General features: G+C 53.4%; 13 protein-coding genes. 3 read left to right on the top strand and 10 right to left on the bottom strand.

Features of this window, described 5'->3' with window-relative positions; genetic code table 11:
- Positions 1-59 precede the first annotated feature (59 nt).
- From AAC086_RS05740 to trxB, 5 genes are all read right to left on the bottom strand, one after another.
- Positions 60-383: a hypothetical protein gene (locus AAC086_RS05740; protein ID WP_339776406.1), complete on the bottom strand. Its 324-nt coding sequence runs from the start codon at positions 381-383 to the stop codon at positions 60-62.
- 195 nt (positions 384-578) lie between these two features.
- On the bottom strand, positions 579-2,027 hold the full coding sequence (locus AAC086_RS05735) for an adenylate/guanylate cyclase domain-containing protein (RefSeq protein ID WP_339776403.1): 1,449 nt from the start codon (positions 2,025-2,027) through the stop codon (positions 579-581).
- Positions 2,028-2,223: 196 nt separating this feature from the next.
- Positions 2,224-3,603 (bottom strand): adenylate/guanylate cyclase domain-containing protein, encoded by a 1,380-nt coding sequence (locus AAC086_RS05730; protein WP_339776401.1) that lies wholly within the window; start codon positions 3,601-3,603, stop codon positions 2,224-2,226.
- 1,286 nt (positions 3,604-4,889) lie between these two features.
- Complete coding sequence (locus AAC086_RS05725) at positions 4,890-5,798, bottom strand: LysR family transcriptional regulator (RefSeq protein WP_339776399.1); 909 nt, start codon at positions 5,796-5,798, stop codon at positions 4,890-4,892.
- Positions 5,799-6,187: 389 nt separating this feature from the next.
- Complete coding sequence (gene trxB / locus AAC086_RS05720; protein ID WP_339776397.1) at positions 6,188-7,138, bottom strand: thioredoxin-disulfide reductase; 951 nt, start codon at positions 7,136-7,138, stop codon at positions 6,188-6,190.
- Positions 7,139-7,472: 334 nt separating this feature from the next.
- Between trxB and AAC086_RS05715 the strand changes: the two genes are divergently transcribed.
- Complete coding sequence (locus AAC086_RS05715; RefSeq protein WP_339776394.1) at positions 7,473-7,961, top strand: Lrp/AsnC family transcriptional regulator; 489 nt, start codon at positions 7,473-7,475, stop codon at positions 7,959-7,961.
- An 80-nt stretch (positions 7,962-8,041) separates the two neighbouring features.
- Here AAC086_RS05715 and AAC086_RS05710 read toward each other — a convergent pair whose 3' ends face one another.
- The 5 genes from AAC086_RS05710 to carA form a co-directional block, all read right to left on the bottom strand.
- Positions 8,042-8,554 carry a GNAT family N-acetyltransferase gene (locus tag AAC086_RS05710; protein ID WP_339776391.1) on the bottom strand — a complete coding sequence of 171 codons (513 nt, stop codon included), beginning with the start codon at positions 8,552-8,554 and terminating at the stop codon, positions 8,042-8,044.
- A gap of 215 nt (positions 8,555-8,769) precedes the next feature.
- Positions 8,770-9,591 (bottom strand): FkbM family methyltransferase, encoded by an 822-nt coding sequence (locus AAC086_RS05705; RefSeq protein WP_085587998.1) that lies wholly within the window; start codon positions 9,589-9,591, stop codon positions 8,770-8,772.
- A 106-nt stretch (positions 9,592-9,697) separates the two neighbouring features.
- Positions 9,698-10,171, bottom strand: a complete 474-nt coding sequence (greA, locus tag AAC086_RS05700; RefSeq protein WP_339776388.1) for a transcription elongation factor GreA — start codon at positions 10,169-10,171, stop codon at positions 9,698-9,700.
- A gap of 104 nt (positions 10,172-10,275) precedes the next feature.
- Positions 10,276-13,518 (bottom strand): carbamoyl-phosphate synthase large subunit, encoded by a 3,243-nt coding sequence (gene carB / locus AAC086_RS05695; protein ID WP_339776386.1) that lies wholly within the window; start codon positions 13,516-13,518, stop codon positions 10,276-10,278.
- Positions 13,519-13,597: 79 nt separating this feature from the next.
- Positions 13,598-14,764 carry a glutamine-hydrolyzing carbamoyl-phosphate synthase small subunit gene (carA, locus tag AAC086_RS05690; protein ID WP_339776384.1) on the bottom strand — a complete coding sequence of 389 codons (1,167 nt, stop codon included), beginning with the start codon at positions 14,762-14,764 and terminating at the stop codon, positions 13,598-13,600.
- Positions 14,765-15,130: 366 nt separating this feature from the next.
- Here carA and AAC086_RS05685 point away from each other — a divergent pair, with 366 nt between their 5' ends.
- Positions 15,131-15,586, top strand: a complete 456-nt coding sequence (locus AAC086_RS05685) for a GatB/YqeY domain-containing protein (protein WP_339776382.1) — start codon at positions 15,131-15,133, stop codon at positions 15,584-15,586.
- A 125-nt stretch (positions 15,587-15,711) separates the two neighbouring features.
- Positions 15,712-17,607, top strand: a complete 1,896-nt coding sequence (dnaG, locus tag AAC086_RS05680; protein ID WP_339776380.1) for a DNA primase — start codon at positions 15,712-15,714, stop codon at positions 17,605-17,607.
- The last annotated feature ends 84 nt before the right edge of the window (positions 17,608-17,691 follow it).

Here is a 17,691-nt window from a genome sequence, read left to right as displayed (position 1 = left end):
TCCCTCACCAACCACCGGCGACCTGATTGTTGTTTCCCCAAGCAACATCTTTCCCAAGGTCAAAAATTCCGCGTTCGCATGGTCTCCCCAAGACCATCTGTCCCCAAGAAAAGGCGAAGCAGGTTCCCCCACCTGCTTCGCTTTTCTTTTTGTGCATCTGGCAACCGATACAAGGCAATCTTTCTGGTGTTGACCCGGGGCTGGCGCAGGGGACGGATGTGCCGGTTTTTACCTGCCAGGACATTTTTAATGTTGATTGAAACTAAAATCATATCCTTAGGAATAGTTGCGATCAGGGAATTGTTAAAAGGGGCATAAATTTGCCTTAAAACGGCACGAAATGGCCTAAAGCGCCCGGTTTTCTTGCCGTATTCGGACGGCATATTCATCCTTACCGAACAGGATGTACCGGTGCGGTGCCCTCCCTCACCAACCACCGGGACCGGATTGCCGTTCTCCCCTGATGGTAATCATCCCCCCACGGTCTATTCCGTGTTCGGTCGGTCTCCCCAAGACCATCTGTCCCCGAACGGGGTGGGTTCCCCCGACCCACCCCGTTTTTTTGTCTGGTGGATGTTTTAGCGAACGGTTTTTGACGGTGTGGGCAGGCTGTTTAGCGGTATGTTGGTGTGCTCCGAGATCAGCACTTGCGGTGCCGTTATGCCCGGCTGGTCGGGGTTTGAACTTTCCGCATGTTCGCGGTAATCGGTGCTGAAAATGGGGGTGGGCTGGCTGCGGCCCCGCACCGTAACGTCGCCGCGCTGTGTCCAGCCTGTGCTGGCAAGGGGGCCATCGCACTGGGCGCGTGTCGCCTCGGCGACAAGGATATAGGTTCCAAACTGTTTGTTTAAGGGTTCCAGCCGGGCGGCGATATTAACCGTGTCGCCGTGAACCGTGAATGTCAGCCGGTTTTCCGATCCGATGGCACCGACAATAATATCGCCGGTATTGATGCCACAGCGGGTTTTGAGTTTGCCGCCGTGGCAAAAGGTCGTGGTTTCGCACAAATGTTGAATTTCAAGGGCGGTGCGAACGGCATTTTCCCCGTGATTCGGGTCTGGTTTGACGGCGTTAAAGGTAATCAGCATGGCATCGCCCTGAAACTGGGTAATAACGCCGCCAAATTTTTCAATTACCGCACTGGTCGCGCAAAAATATTCATTGAGCATCTGTGCCAGTTCTGTCGGGCTTAAGGTTTCCGATACCGTTGAAAAGCCTTCGATGTCGGTAAACATCACGGTGGCATTGACCGCTTCGCCGTCACCAGGGCGAATTTGCTGGTCGGCATGGGTAATGCGATGTGCGACCTCACGCGAGACAAAGCGCGACAGGTCCTGAGCCGCTATTTCCTCGGCCACGGCGCGCCGGAATGAACGTTGGGCCCGTAAAACGGCAATCGCCAATACCCCCGATACCATGACGATTGAAATGATTTTATCGACCTCGGCCCCGATCAGAATGGAATTGGAGGTCAGATAGGTGACGTAATCACGCGTGATCATGTTTTGGCCGCCGTCATTTTGCAGTGCATAGAGCAGCAGCACCAGCCAGCCAATGGCTGCACTTGCACCGGCCAGCAAAATATAGCGCGGATCAAACCGCAGGGCGCGCAACGCGATAAAGATGAACACATACATTATCGTCGGTGCCTTCAGATAAAAGCTGGCAGGCTGCGCATTCTGGATATGGGAACTCCAGATCAGCACCATTAACAGGCTGATATCGGCGATTACGGACAGGGTCAGAACCGCGGCGGGCAACCGAATGCGATAAGACAGGACAAGACGGGTAAAGGTGAACAGAAAATATAGTGCCAGCGCCCATAGCAGTGGGTGGAAGCCCTCATTCATGGCTGTTTTGGGAGCAAGCGCATAGAGAGTGCCAAATATGGTGACCAGCAATAACTGCACCCAGCCAATCAACTGTTCGCTGTCGCTTTGCTGGCGGGCTATCGCAGTGCTGACCCGTTCGGGCAGACTCTTATTTGATGCTTTGCCAAACAGAAATTCGGCGATCTTGTACGTCATGGTATATGCCCCATCCTACCGAAGTATCAGGGCATAGTGAACGGTCTTATACCTTGTGCCAAGTCTGCCATTGACACAAAGGCCCTTGGTTATACGTCGCACCGGTGCATAGCGCAGGATGTATTGGAAAATCGAAGGGGTTATAGAGGGGGCGATGACGCACCAGAGTTTGCCCGGGTCTTTTGGCACATCGGGTTTATGATGTGGTGATGCCAGTCAGGTTTGGGGCAAAAACGTCATCATGTTTGCGGTAATCGGTGCTGAAAATGGGGGTGGGCTGGCTGCGGCCCCGCACTGTAACGTCGCCGCGCTGTGTCCAGCCTGTGCTGGCCAGGGGGCCATCGCACTGGGCGCGTGTTGTCTCGGCGACAAGGATATAGGTTCCAAACTGCTTGTTTAAGGGTTCCAGCCGGGCGGCGATATTAACCGTGTCGCCGTGAACCGTAAATGTCAGCCGGTTTTCCGATCCGATGGCACCGACAATAATATCGCCGGTATTGATGCCACAGCGGGTTTTGAGTTTGCCGCCGTGGCAAAAGGTCGTGGTTTCGCACAAATGTTGAATTTCAAGGGCGGTGCGAACGGCATTTTCCCCGTGATTCGGGTCTGGTTTGACGGCGTTAAAGGTAATCAGCATGGCATCGCCCTGAAACTGGGTAATAACGCCGCCAAATTTTTCAATTACCGCACTGGTCGCGCAAAAATATTCATTGAGCATCTGTGCCAGTTCTGTCGGGCTTAAGGTTTCCGATACCGTTGAAAAGCCTTCGATGTCGGTAAACATCACGGTGGCATTGACCGCTTCGCCGTCACCAGGGCGAATTTGCTGGTCGGCATGGGTAATGCGATGTGCGACCTCACGCGAGACAAAGCGCGACAGGTCCTGAGCCGCTATTTCCTCGGCCACGGCGCGCCGGAATGAACGTTGGGCCCGTAAAACGGCAATCGCCAATACCCCCGATACCATGACGATTGAAATGATTTTATCGACCTCGGCCCCGATCAGAATGGAATTGGAGGTCAGATAGGTGACGTAATTGCGCGTGATCATGCTGTGGCCGCCTTCGCTCCAGAGCACATAGAGCACCAGCACCAGCCAGCCAATGGCTGCACTGGCCCCGGCCAGCAAAATATAGCGTGGATCAAACCGCAGGGCGCGTAACGAGATGAAGATGAAGACATACATCATCGTCGGCGCTTTCAGGTAAAAGCTGGCGGGCTGCATATACTGGATATGAAAGCTCCAGATCAGCACCATTAACAGGCTGATATCGGCAATGACCGACAGGGTCAGAACCGGGGCAGGCAAGTTGATGCGATAGGACAGGGCAAGACGGCTGAAGGTGAATAGAAAATATAACGCCAGCGCCCAGGGGACCGGGTGAAAGCCCTCATTCATAGCTGTTTTTGGGGCAATCGCATAAAGGGTGCCAAATATGGTGACCAGCAATAACTGCACCCAGCCAATCAGCTGTTCACTGTTGCTTTGCTGGCGGGTAATGGCATCGCTGACCCGTTCGGGAAGGCTGGTTTGTGGTGCCCTGCCAAACAGGAATTCGCCGACGTTATGTTTCATCTAAAGTATGTTTCCTTTAATATGATCCATTTTGTTTGTTTTTGGCGTGTCGTTTGGCAAGGCACAGCGCGCTGCGCGATGCGGCGCATCGGGCGAGCGGTGTAACGCCGCCAAACACCGCCAAAATCAAACCCTGTGGGCCAGCGCAGTCTGCCGCCTGGCCGCGTCGAAATCCTTGTCCGTAAACCCATTACGCCCTGCGGACTTCTCCTTACCAGGCGGCAGACTGAGCTGGCAAAATGGATCATATTAAAGGAAATATGCTTTATGTGCCTTGTCGATGTGCAAGGGCATAGTGATCGGTCTTGCCTGTCCTGCCAAGTCAGACATTAACACGGATGATCACAGTCTGGTGTCGGGGCCGTGGGATGGCATTGTATGGCGGAGGCAGTGGCAAGGGGAAAATCAGGACAAAAAAAAGCCGGGCATTAAAATGCCCGGCAAGTTTATCAGGGAGGCTTCACGTCTGGGAGACGTAGGACCCCTCTCGGGGCCCTGGGTAAGCCGGGCAGGGCGCCCGGCTAAGACCGAAAAACGGTCAGGGAGAAAACTCTGTACCGCGATGCGGTGTTCACCGCTGCGGTTCGAGTGACAAAATAGCGATTTGGCGGCTGAATACCACTGTCAAATTGCTCTTTCTGCCATGCGTAAAACGCATATTTCTTGTATAGGTTCCTGGAATGCATCAAAGCATTGAAAATAAAGAAAACTGATAGATATTCTGTTGGTCTGTAACGCGGGGTTCCTGAAGTTCCAGTGGCATCACGCATTTGTGTCCTGCACCAGAACAAAAAAAACGGCAGTCCTTTCGGTCTGCCGTGAGTCTCAACAGGGAGGCTTTTACGTCTGGGAGACGCGGAATCACTTGGACTCCAAGCCAAATAACGTTTTGGCCAGACGCCCCGAAACCGGGGTCGAAAAAGATAGATAAGATCTTTGATGTCGTGATTAATAACAACCATAGATGCAGATATATGGGGCTGATCTTTTGTTTAAAAATAGAAAAGATACAATTCAACCATGCGCAAAGCGCATGGCAAAAAAGTGTCCGTAAAATGAAGACATTATGACAGGGGCGGTGATGGTTTTGTGCGGTGCAGTTAAATATGCAGATACAAATCCGGGGTATCGGGGCTTGCTGCGGGGGGGGGGCTGTGGATTGCTTGAAATCGGGACTCGCCGATAAACTGGTGCCACTTGGTGGCCGATAAAAGAACCCCCGCCAAACCTGGTTGGCGAGGGTTACAGGAAATGTACGGTGCTTAAAAGGGGCAGGTAGCAGAACCTCAGGCGTTAGCTGCCAGTCTTGCTTTCACTTCGCTGATTTTGTCGATCAGGAAGTCGCGGAAAACACCGATTCGTTTGCTGTGCCGCAATTCTTCGGGATAGACGAAATAGGCATCGAAACTGGGGCCTTCGAGTTCAGGCAGAATACGGACCAGTTTGCTATCCGCCGGAACCAGATAATCTGGCAGGGCGGAAATACCCAAACCCGATTCGGTGGCGCGGTAAATGCCGTAAATATTGTTCAGCTTCAGGATCGGCCGCATGTCAGGCTTGAATTGCAACGCGGCATTCATCATCCAGTTTACATTGGAAACCGGCGGCCTTGCATCTTCGCCATAAATGATCAAACGGTGATCTTTCAGGTCTTCGGGTTTTTTGGGCATGCCGTGCGCCTTGATATATTCCGGCGAGGCAAAAATATGATAGCGCAGCGTCATGAGCTGGCGTTGAACCAGGTCGGCCTGGCGGGGCGGCTGCATACGAATGGCAACGTCGGCCTCGCGCATGGCAAGGTCGAGTTCTTCGTCATTGAGCACCATCGACAATTCAATTTCAGGATAACGTTCCAGAAATTCATTGATGCGCGGTGTCAGCCAGATCGAGCCAAAGGCAACCGTGGTGGTAATTTTTAGTGGTCCTGACGGGCGTTCTTTCGATTCGCGAATGCGGGCTTCGGCCATCGAAAGTTTCGCAAACACATCATGTGCTGTGCGATACAGCAATTCACCCTGTTCCGTCAGAATAAGACCGCGTGCGTGGCGGTGAAAAAGCGGTACTTTCACACTTTCTTCAAGCGCACTGATCTGCCTGCTAACCGCAGACTGGCTCAGATTCAGGTTTTCACCTGCGTGTGTAAAACTTCCTGCTTCGGCCACAGCGTGAAAGACACGCAGTTTATCCCAATCCATTGACCTGCTCCTTTGTCACCATCGTTTGGTCGGCACGATGGTCCCCTGATTGCATTCCGTTTTTAAAAGCATTTGGTTTCCAGCTGGTTAACCGAAACTGTTTGTTGCTTTTATAAGGCCGTCATCAAAGTAATATGAGGGCTTGTGTAGGGAGTGCAAGCAACCATTCACGTTTCCAGCATTTTATCGCAGGAAGCCTGGATGAAAAATTCGTGATATTTGCGATCGGGTCTGGCGCAAAGGGGCGGTTTCTATCGGTTTTCACCGCAAGAGCGCGTTGCAACGCAAAAAAGGCCAAAGACACATAACGGTCTTTGGCCTTTTGTGGAAAAACCGGGCGATGGATGAGAAACAGATAATTGTGATTCTGTTCACACCATCGCGTTTTTTCAGGCATCCTGCGTTGCCAGAAATTTTTCTGCTTCAAGGGCGGCCATGCAGCCCATACCGGCAGCAGTTACTGCCTGACGATAAATTTTGTCGGTGACATCGCCGGCGGCAAACACACCAGCGACATTGGTGCGCGTGGTGCCCGGTTCGACCAGAACATAGTTTTCGTCATCCATATTGATCTGGCCCTGGAAAACCTTTGTTGCCGGGTCATGGCCAATAGCAACAAAAAAGCCGTCACAGGGGATGTCGATCGTTTCGTCTGATTTGGTGTTGCGGACCCGCACGGCTTCAACCCCGTCCATCGGGCCGTCGCCGCCCATGATGTCCTCAATCACGCTGTCCCAGACCACGTCGATCTTTTCGTGCTTGAACAGGCGGTCCTGCAACATTTTTTCGGCCCGCAATTCATCGCGGCGATGGATCAGGGTTACTTTGCTGCAAATACCCGCCAGATACAGGGCTTCTTCCACCGCTGTATTGCCGCCGCCAACAACCGTAACCGGTTTGTTGCGATAGAAAAAACCGTCGCAGGTGGCACAGGCCGAGACACCACGCCCGTTGAATTTTTCTTCGCCGGGAAGGCCCAGCCAGCGCGCCTGTGCGCCGGTCGAGATAATGATGCTTTGTGCGATATAGGTGGCACCCGAATCGCCTTTGCACACGAAGGGGCGTTTGGAGAAATCCACATCCGTGATCAGGTCATGCACCATGGTGGTACCAACATGTTCGGCCTGTGCTTTCATTTGGTCCATCAGCCACGGACCCTGAATGACATCGGCAAAACCGGGGTAGTTTTCAACATCGGTGGTAATGGTCAACTGGCCACCGGGCTGCAGGCCCATTACCATCATAGGGGCAAGATTTGCGCGTGCGGCATAGATTGCTGCGGTGTAACCGGCCGGGCCGGACCCGATGATAAGGACGTTAATGTGGTGTTCCTGGGCCATATGAGATTCGCCATTGCCAGATGTTGTGAAACGATAATCGGGACTGGGAAACGAACATATGGGTGAAGGCGGGCTTGTGCAACAGATGGAACGCGATAATGCGTCCTTTTTCGGTGCAGGAACGGATGGCAGACATGCATGTGGGGCGCGTCCTTTGCCGTTGATTGTGCGCCATCGCGGTTTTCGAGCAAAACGTTATTACTTTCGTGCGCAGCCGTTGCTTTACGTTTGCGGAAAGTTGCAAAATTGGTCCGAATATATTATTGCCAGCCATTGGCCCCGCTGTAATATTGTTTCGTTCGGGGTGGTATCAGCGCACAGAATCGAGGAATAGATGCAACGGGTCAAACTCGACAGGATCGACCGCAGAATTTTGCGCGATCTTCAGGAAGATGGCCGGATGACCAATGTCGAGCTGGCGCGCCGTGCCGGTATTTCGGCACCTCCCTGTTTACGTCGCGTTCGCGCGCTTGAGGAAGCCGGGTTCATCCAGGGTTACCACGCCGATGTCGATGCACAGGCGCTGGGCTATAACGTGACGGTGTTTGCTCTGGTCGGTTTGTCCAGCCAGGCGGAACATGATTTGCGCGCATTTGAAAAACGCGCCACCGACTGGCCCGAAGTACGCGAATGCCACATGGTGGCGGGCGATATGGATTTTCTGTTGAAAATCGTTTCGCACAGCTGGGACGAATATCAGAAATTTCTGACCACTGAATTGACCGTGGCCCAAAACGTTAATCACGTTAAGTCGGCCTTGTCGATTCGCACGGCAAAAAGCCAACCCGGTGTGCCGATTGATGTTGATGCCGAAGACCAATAAACGTGCGGCCTGAATTTAAATCAAAGCGCTGTAACCCCGTCGGGCAACTGACGGGGTTTTTTGTTGTTTATCGTTGTTTTTCAGGGGGCAACATTGACAGGTAGCTCTGGTCCGTTTCCACGGGCCAGTGCGGTCAGGATCTTGCCGTCGATTTCATATTGCACGGCACCGGAATTACGCGCCCCCAGGCGCTGATAAAACCGGCAGGCGGCTTCGTTGCTTTGCAAGACGCTCCACCAGATCGAAACATAGTTGCGATCCAGCGCCAGTTTCGCCAGTGCCACCATAAGCTGCTTTCCGACCTTGGCCGAGCGAAAGTCCGGCGCGACATACAGTTCGGTCATCCATAAACCCGGCACGGAATGGTCAGGGTTGTAGAAGGGCTGAAAAATGGCTTGTCCCGCCGGATGTTCCCCGTGAAAGGCGATCAGGCTTTCGATTAGCGGGCGGGGGCCAAACATCATTTGTTCGATGCTGTGGGGGCTGTGGGGCGGGTTGTCATAGTCGAGTTCGACATGCAGATTATTCGACATGTCGGCAACGCTGGCACAGTCCTTTAAAGCCGCCAGGCGGATATCAAACATTTCAGTCATGGCATTATCAGGCCTTGTAAAAGAAAAATGGCCCGATGCGGAACACCGGGCCATTCAGCTTTGATTTGTAAAAAATTGAAAAATCAAAATTTATCCTTCAATTCAGAACGCATATAGCTTGTCGTAGTTAAACGAATGAGGGTATCCATAGAAAGATGGTACACAAGCACCATTCAACCAAGAGAACTGCTAACGCCTCTTGTCTTCTCGGCATCTTAATCAAAACGACGGAACAGAATATTGCGCGTGTCACCGGGAGCTGAGAATTCCGGGTCGTGTTTCAAGCCAAGGGATTCGATATGGTTGGCCAGCATCTTTTCTCGTGCCGACAAATCGTTGCCTATGACCTCGATCAAGATGCTTTTAACATTTTCAGAGAGGGTTTTTTCCCCACCTTTGATGATTAGGTCTTCAATGCTGTCGACATCCAGTTTGATGTGATCGGGTTTGAGGATATCAAACGTTCGGATGAAATCGTCAATCGAATATCCGAGAACAGATTGTTTTATTGCATTTTCGATATGTCCCAAAGCATTTTCACTCGTGCCAAATGCATGCATGGAGTGTCCTGCCGCACTATTGGCCATATATAAATGATCAACACATGTGTGCTCTGAAAGGGCAATCGGAAAGGCCGAAACAAGATGGCCGCATTTATTCATTTCAATGTTACGCGCCAGAACTGCATAAGTTGCGGCATTAGGTTCGAAGGCCACGACATTCAATTTGCGTTCTACGGCGGCATAAATTGCATAAGTGCCGACATTGGCACCTATGTCCCATAAAACCTCGTCGCGAGGAATGGAATTTATCCATCGTATGGTTTCGGGCTCGCCATTAAATAAATGATCAGGATCGTGTGCCGCACGCGCTGTTGGGCAGCTAAAGTGGAGCGAGCTATTGGGGCAGTTGACGGTGAGGGTTGGATCAAGAAATTCCATCACCTTGCCATGGGTCATGACTTTGCGGGATGCCGTCATGAAAAATGTTGATCCACGTACGAGGTGCACCAAGAAGGATGCAATCGTTTTACTCATTAGACGTTCCCAATCGAAAGCAAAGTATCGGCCCGACACTAAGGACTCAAACTTAAAAGTTTCTGATGATCCAAGCGCCGGGCCCGATTTGGCTCAATAAAAGGTATCAGGCGAAATTGACCGCAAGGATTTCATAGGCTTTGGTGCCGCCGGGCACGCTGACTTCGACGGAATCACCGACAGCCTTGCCAATCAGCGCACGGCCAATCGGCGAGGTGGTTGAAATACGGCCTTTATTGATGTCAGCCTCAATCGGGCCAACAATCTGGTAGGTCGTTTCACCATCGGTGTCTTCGTCGACCAGCCTGACAGTTGCCCCGAATTTTACAATCGACCCGGCCAGTGACGGCACGTCGATGACTTCGGCGCGGCTTAAAACATCTTCAAGCTCGGCAATGCGCCCTTCGGAGAAGCTCTGGCGTTCACGTGCCGCATGATATTCGGCATTTTCCGACAAATCGCCATGTTCGCGCGCCTCGGCAATCGCCTTGATGATCTCAAGGCGTTCAACCGATTTACGGTGTCTCAGTTCTTCTTCGAGGCGCTGATGCCCTTGCGGGGTCATTGGTACTTTTTCCATCGCGCTCACAGCCTATTCTTAATTGCGGTCGATACTACAAAATCAACCGCCCGGCATTTACCGCCGGGCGGTCTAAACTCTTTGGTCGGATTCGGTTAAGAACCTCAGTACTTGTCCCCAAGATATTCCTGAAGCGCGCGAACATCAAGTGCTCCGCGTTTCAGGTTGTCGATGGCACGCAAAGTGGCGCGTGCACCGGCGACTGTGGTGTAGTACGGAATATCGTCAGTAAGAGCTGTGCGGCGGATCGAGAAACTGTCGACCACGGCCTGTTTGCTCTCTGTGGTGTTGAATACCAGGTTGATATCACCGTTCTTCATCATGTCGACAACATGAGGACGTCCTTCCTGTACCTTATTGACCGGGGTGACGTCCAGCCCTTCTTTTTCAAGAGCTTCTGCTGTGCCATGGGTGGCAACCACGCCAAAGCCAAGTGCAATCGCATCGCGTGCGAGTTGAACTGCAGCCGGTTTGTCATGGTTTTTGACTGAGATGAAAACGTTGCCTTTAAGTGGCAAGGTATGGCCCGCCGCCATTTGTGCCTTGGCAAAGGCACGGCCAAAATCAGTATCAAGGCCCATGACCTCGCCGGTCGAACGCATTTCCGGGCCAAGCAAGGTATCAACGCCCGGGAAGCGGTTGAACGGAAGGACCGCTTCCTTGACCGCGATGTGTTTGAACGGACCCGGATCAATGTCAAAGTCGCCGAGTTTTTCACCGGCCATGATCCGTGCGCCGATTTTGGCAATGGGGTTGCCGGTGGCCTTAGCAACGAACGGTACCGTACGCGATGCACGCGGATTGACTTCGATCAGATAAATCTCGTCATCCTTGATCGCGAACTGAACATTCATCAGGCCGACAACATCAAGCGCCTTGGCCAGTTGAACGGTCTGTGCTTTCAGGCGGTCGATCATGGCCTCATCAAGCGAATATGGCGGCAGGGAACAGGCCGAGTCACCCGAATGAATACCGGCTTCTTCGATGTGCTGCATGATCCCGGCAACAAAGACGTTTTCGCCGTCTGATACCGCGTCGGCATCAATTTCAATTGCATCTTGCAAGAAACTATCGATCAGAACCGGGCTTTTGCCCGATACCTGAACCGCTTCGTGCATGTAGCGCAGAAGGTCTTCGGTGGTGTGGACGATTTCCATCGCACGACCGCCCAGCACGTAAGACGGGCGGATCACAATCGGATAACCGATGCTTTCGGCAATTTTGACGGCTTCATCAACCGAACGGGCAATGCCGTTGGCCGGTTGTTTCAGGCCAAGTTTGTTGATCAGTTCCTGGAACCGGTCACGGTCTTCGGCAAGGTCGATGCTGTCCGGGCTGGTGCCCAAGATCGGGATGCCGGCTTTTTCAAGCGCAGCGGACAGTTTCAGCGGGGTCTGCCCGCCATATTGCACGATCACGCCCATCAGTTCGCCATTGGTTTGTTCCAACTGGCAAAGTTCGATCACGTCTTCGGCGGTCAGCGGTTCAAAATACAGGCGGTCCGATGTGTCATAGTCGGTTGAAACCGTTTCCGGGTTGCAGTTGACCATGATGGCTTCGATGCCAACTTCGCGCAGCGCATAGGCCGCGTGGACACAGCAATAATCAAATTCAATGCCCTGGCCGATGCGGTTGGGGCCACCGCCAAGGATGATCACTTTTTTGCGGTCGGTCACTTCGGCTTCGTTTTCGGCATCAAAGAAGCCGTCGCCTTCATACATCGAATACATATAGGACGTGCGCGACGGGAACTCGGCCGCACAGGTGTCGATCCGTTTGTAAACCGGGCGCAAATTCAGGCCGTGACGTACCGCGCGAACCTCATCTTCTTCCATCCCGGTCAATTCGGCCAGGCGGGCATCGGCAAAGCCCAGCTTTTTAAGGCGCAGCAATGCGTGTTTGTCACGCGGCAGGCCGTTTTTGCGAATTTGTTCTTCTTCATTCACCAGCATTTCGAGCTGGCGCAGATACCACGGGTCAAACTTGGTCGCCGCCTGGATTTCTTCCAGCGTCAGACCGTGGCGAAAGGCCTGTGCGGCGTAAAGAATGCGGAACGGGACCGGCTGGGTCAGTTTTGCCCGGATCGCAGCCTTGTCCGGTGCGCCATCGATTTTAACTTCGTTAAGCCCGGTCAGGTCGGTTTCCATCGACCGCAGGCCTTTTTGCAGGCTTTCGGCAAAGGAACCGCCAATCGACATGGCTTCGCCAACCGATTTCATTGCCGTGCCCAACAGCGCCTGTGCGCCGGGGAATTTTTCAAAGGTAAAGCGCGGGATTTTGGTAACCACATAATCGATGGTCGGCTCGAACGAGGCCGGGGTCACACCGGTAATGTCGTTATCAAGTTCATCAAGGGTATAGCCAACCGCCAGCTTGGCAGCGATTTTGGCAATCGGAAAACCGGTTGCCTTTGATGCCAGAGCCGAAGACCGCGACACACGCGGGTTCATTTCAATCACAATCAGGCGACCATCATCGGGGTTCACCGCGAACTGCACGTTCGACCCGCCGGTATCGACACCAATTTCACGCAGCACCGCAAGCGATGCGTCGCGCATGATTTGATATTCCTTGTCGGTCAGTGTCAGGGCCGGGGCGACGGTAATGGAATCGCCGGTGTGAATGCCCATCGGATCGACGTTTTCAATCGCGCAGATGATAATGCAGTTATCGGCATGGTCGCGGACAACTTCCATTTCATATTCTTTCCAGCCCAGAATGCTTTCTTCAATCAGCACTTCGTGGCTCGGTGAAATGGCCAGGCCGTTGCGGACGATCTGTTCAAATTCTTCGCGGTTATAGGCAATGCCGCCGCCTTCACCGCCCAGGGTATAGCTGGGGCGAATGATGGCGGGAAGGCCGGTGTGGCTTACGGCTTCAAGGGCTTCTTCATAGGTCCGCACCATGGCCGAGCGGGCACTTTCCAGGCCGATCTTGTCCATGGCATCGCGAAACAAAAGCCGGTCTTCGGCCTTGCGGATCACGTCCTTTTTGGCCCCGATCATTTCAACGCCGTATTTTTCCAGCGTGCCGTCATCCGACAGGGACAGGGCGGTGTTAAGGGCTGTTTGTCCGCCCATGGTCGGCAGCAAAACATCCGGGCGTTCTTTTTCAATGATCTTGGCGACCATTTCCGGGGTGATCGGTTCGATATAGGTGGCGTCGGCCAGGTTCGGATCGGTCATGATCGTTGCCGGGTTCGAATTGACCAGAATGACGCGGTAGCCTTCTTCCTTCAAAGCCTTGCAGGCCTGGGCCCCGGAATAGTCAAATTCGCAAGCCTGACCAATGACAATCGGACCGGCGCCGATGATGAGGATTGATTTGATGTCTGTACGTTTCGGCATGTCTTTTTCCGCTTTTGGCGTGGCGGCTGCACGTGGGCGTGCAGCCAGCATCATGAAGGGTCGCTGTTGCCAGCAATGATCAGGATTTCGCGTCTTCGATCAGGGCAACGAAACGTTTGAACAAATAATGGCTGTCATGCGGGCCGGGCGATGCTTCGGGGTGGTATTGCACCGCAAATACCGGTTTGTCCCTGACGCGCAAGCCCGCCAGCGACCCGTCAAACAACGAGAAATGCGTCGCTTCAACAGTGTCGGGCAGGGTGTCTTTATCCACGACAAAGCCGTGATTCTGGCTGGTGATTTCAACAATACCTGTCGTGACATCCTTGACCGGGTGGTTTGCACCGCGATGGCCGACTTCCATTTTGCGGGTTTTTGCCCCCAGGGCCAGCGCCATCATCTGATGACCCAGGCAAATGCCAAAAACAGGCTTGCCGCTATCGATCAGCTTTTTGATGGTCGGCACGGCATAGGTGCCGGTTGCTGCCGGGTCGCCCGGGCCGTTGGACAGGAAAACGCCATCGGGCTGCATCGCAAGGATTTCTTCGGCCGATGTGGTTGCAGGCACAACCGAAACCTTGCATTCCAGCGCTGCCAGATTGCGCAGGATGTTGCGTTTGATACCATAATCAATGGCGACAACATGGTGTTTGGCGTTGCCCAGTTTACCGTAACCGCCCTTGATCGACCACAGGGTTTCATCCCATTCATAGCCTTCGGTGCAGCTCAGTTCTTTCGCAAGGTCCATGCCTTCAAGGCCGGGCCATTCATTGGCCTTGGCAATCAGGGCATCAATGTCAAAATGACCATCAGGATTATGGCAGATCACCCCGTTGGGGGCACCTTCATCACGGATGCGTTTGGTCAGGCGTCGTGTATCGACCCCGGCAATGCCAACACGGCCATGTTTGGCCAGCCAATCGCCATAATGGCCGGTAGAACGGTAATTCGACGGCTCGGTAATGTCCTGGCGCAGGATGCAGCCAAGGGCCACCGGTGTGGTATTTTCGATGTCTTCATCATTGACACCGACATTGCCGATATGGGGAAAGGTAAATGTAATCATCTGACCGGCATAGGACGGGTCAGTCATGATTTCCTGATAACCGGTGATCGAGGTGTTGAAGCATACTTCACCAACCACCTCGCCTCGGGCGCCAATACCGCGTCCCCAGAAAACTGAACCATCGGCAAGAACCAGAACGGCAGTGGCACCAGGGGGCGGGGTGTGCGTGGGCGCTGACATTGGCGAATGTCCTTTCGATCTATCCACGGTGAGACACGGAGTCTTTATAATATATAAATTCATCGGCAAGCCGACAAAAACAGCCCAAACCGCCATCATGGCAGCCATGCAGACACGTGCAAAGACCCAGCACAAACGGTCCGGAACCAGGTTGGTATCGGCATTTTATACTGAAAGCAGGATTTGCACATATCCCGTCGGGCAAATTGGCGGATGTCTACGGGAAGGGGGTGTCGCTGTCAAGAACCGATCTAAACTTTTATTTATCTTTTGTTTTCAATAGGTTATTCGGATACGTTTTCTTTGCGCTCACTGTACTTTTGGGGTATGTTCACTCCTTTCTTCCACAGAATCAGAGATGCCGCCATGCTGCGACCGCAGCTTACAGATGCTTTGAAAAAAGCCGTCCTTGCAAAAGATACCGTTTCGGTCACCACGACCCGCCTGATCCTTGCTGCTTTGAAGGAGCGCGACATTGCGGCGCGCGGCGAAGGCAATACCGATGGTATTTCGGACGATGATATTCAGGGCCTGCTTCAGTCCATGGTAAAGCAGCGCCGCGAAAGCATCGAGATGTATTCCAAGGGTAATCGCCCGGAACTGGCCGCTCAGGAAGCCGCCGAGATCGTTGTGATTGAACGGTTTCTGCCCAGCCAGATGAGCGATGACGAAATTGAAGCGGCTGTTAAGGACACTGTTTCGGACATGGGGGCGACCTGCCTGAAAGATATGGGCCGAACAATGGCGACCCTGCGCGAGAAATACAGCGGCTGCATGGATTTTGGCAAAGCCGGTCTGGTCGCGAAAAAACTATTGGGTTAATTCCAGAACCCGACATGTTTAAAAGCCGGATGCCTTGCGTCCGGCTTTTGTCATGCTTAATCTTATATTCTGGTATCCTGGTCTAGATTGGCTTTCGAACTTCACATTTCACGGATGGGCACATTATGAGCTTTCCCCAGTCGTTTCTGGACGATCTGCGGGCACGCGTTGGTCTGGCAGATATTGTCGGATCATCGGTAAAGCTGATCAAACGCGGTCGGGAATATTCCGGGCTGTGCCCCTTTCATAGCGAGAAATCACCTTCCTTTACCGTGAACGAGCAAAAGGGTTTTTACCATTGCTTTGGCTGCGGCGCGCATGGTGACGTCATCAGTTTTCTGATGAATACCCGGGGGTTGACCTTTGTCGAGGCCGTCGAGGTGCTGGCAAACCAGGTTGGCATGGATGTGCCAAAACCCTCACGCGAAGCCCAGGAACGCGAAAAAAAGGCCAAGACCCTTTATGAAGTGATGGAAGCCGCGTGCGTGTTCTTCGAGCGTAACCTGCGCATGCCCGAAGGGCGCGAGGGGTTGGATTATTTTCATGCGCGCGGGCTTGATGACAAAACCATTGGCGATTTTCGTCTGGGATATGCATCGGACAATCGTGCGGCCCTTAAAGCTGCTTTGAAGCGCGAAGATATCGACGAACGCACCATGATCGAGGCAGGCTTGCTGATCGAGCCGGAAGATCAGAACCGGCAAAGTTATGACCGGTTTCGGGGCCGGGTGATGTTTCCCATTCTTGATCGGCGCGGGCGCGTGGTCGCCTTTGGCGGCCGCGTGATGGGCGATGGGAAGCCCAAATATTTAAACAGTCCCGATACCCCCCTGTTTCACAAGGGGCAGTTATTATATGGCCTGCCTCAGGCGCGCGAAGCCTCGCAGCATGGGGCCGAAATCATTGTGACCGAAGGCTATATGGACGTGATTGCCCTGCACCGCGCAGGGTATCGCGGGGCGGTTGCCCCGCTGGGTACGGCCGTGACCGAAGAACAAATTGGCGAATTGTGGAAAATGGCCAACGAGCCCATTTTGTGCCTTGATGGCGATGCGGCGGGCAAGCGTGCGGCGGTGCGTGCTGCCGAACGTGCCTTGCCCATCTTGCGTCCGGGAAAGTCATTGCTGTTTTCGATCCTGCCCGAAGGCGACGATCCGGACAGCCTGATCGCGTCCGGGGATGGCATGACGCGGTTTCGCAAAATTCTTGATCAGGCGGTGCCTTTGGCGGAGCTGGTCTGGCGGCTTGATACTGCGGGACGGGCAATCGATACTCCGGAGCGCCGAGCTGCCCTTGAGGCCGATATTCATGCGCGCATTGGTGCGATTGGCGACGAGGCCGTGCGCCATCAATATCAGGCCATGTTCAAAGACCGGATATGGAAGCTGTTTCGAGGGACTCGGAATGAAGAAACCCGCCCGGCGCGCAGCAATTGGCAAAAAGGAGGGGGCGGAAATAAAAAAAATGGTTCCTATGGCAAACGCGGAAATAAAAACCATATCTGGGAACCGGCAGGTAAAGCGGTGCCGGGTATGGCGCGGCCAGCGACGGGAAACCGTCGTCATATTCAGGATGGCATCCTGATTGCCACTTTGATCAATCATCCGGCCCTGCTTGACGATATCGGTGAAAGGCTCGGTGTTTATGTTTGTATGGACTCCGACCTTGACAATCTGCGGCGGGCAGTCTTAAAGCTGCTTGATAGTGATCCCGGACTTGACTCTGAAACACTTAAGGACCACTTGAAGCGCGACGGGCTGTCTGAAACAGTTTTGCGGGCGGTTGAGAGCGATGTTATGGCTCATGCCGCTTTCGCCAGGCCCGAAACGCCGCTTGTGCGGGCCCTTGCGGGTTGGGAACAGGTTTTTTCGATGGCTGTAAGCTCCCTGGCGGACGAAGAGGCGAAATATGCCGTCCGACAGTTGGCAGCAGATGTCAGCGATGAAGAATGGGAAAGATTTTCGCATCGACGCGATGATCTGGCCCGGCGCCGGGAAAATGTGTTCAAGCTCGACGACTGATCGTTGCGGTTTCGCAGGGTCAGTGTTCGGGCTATTTGTGATTTGCGTTACCACGTGTAACGTACGTGATAACATGGTGCTTTT

It is taken from the genome of uncultured Thalassospira sp., from assembly GCF_963976115.1.
Classification (GTDB): Bacteria; Pseudomonadota; Alphaproteobacteria; order Rhodospirillales; family Thalassospiraceae; genus Thalassospira.
Note: the sequence above shows the minus strand (reverse complement) of the source record. Positions and strands in the feature narration are given on the sequence as shown.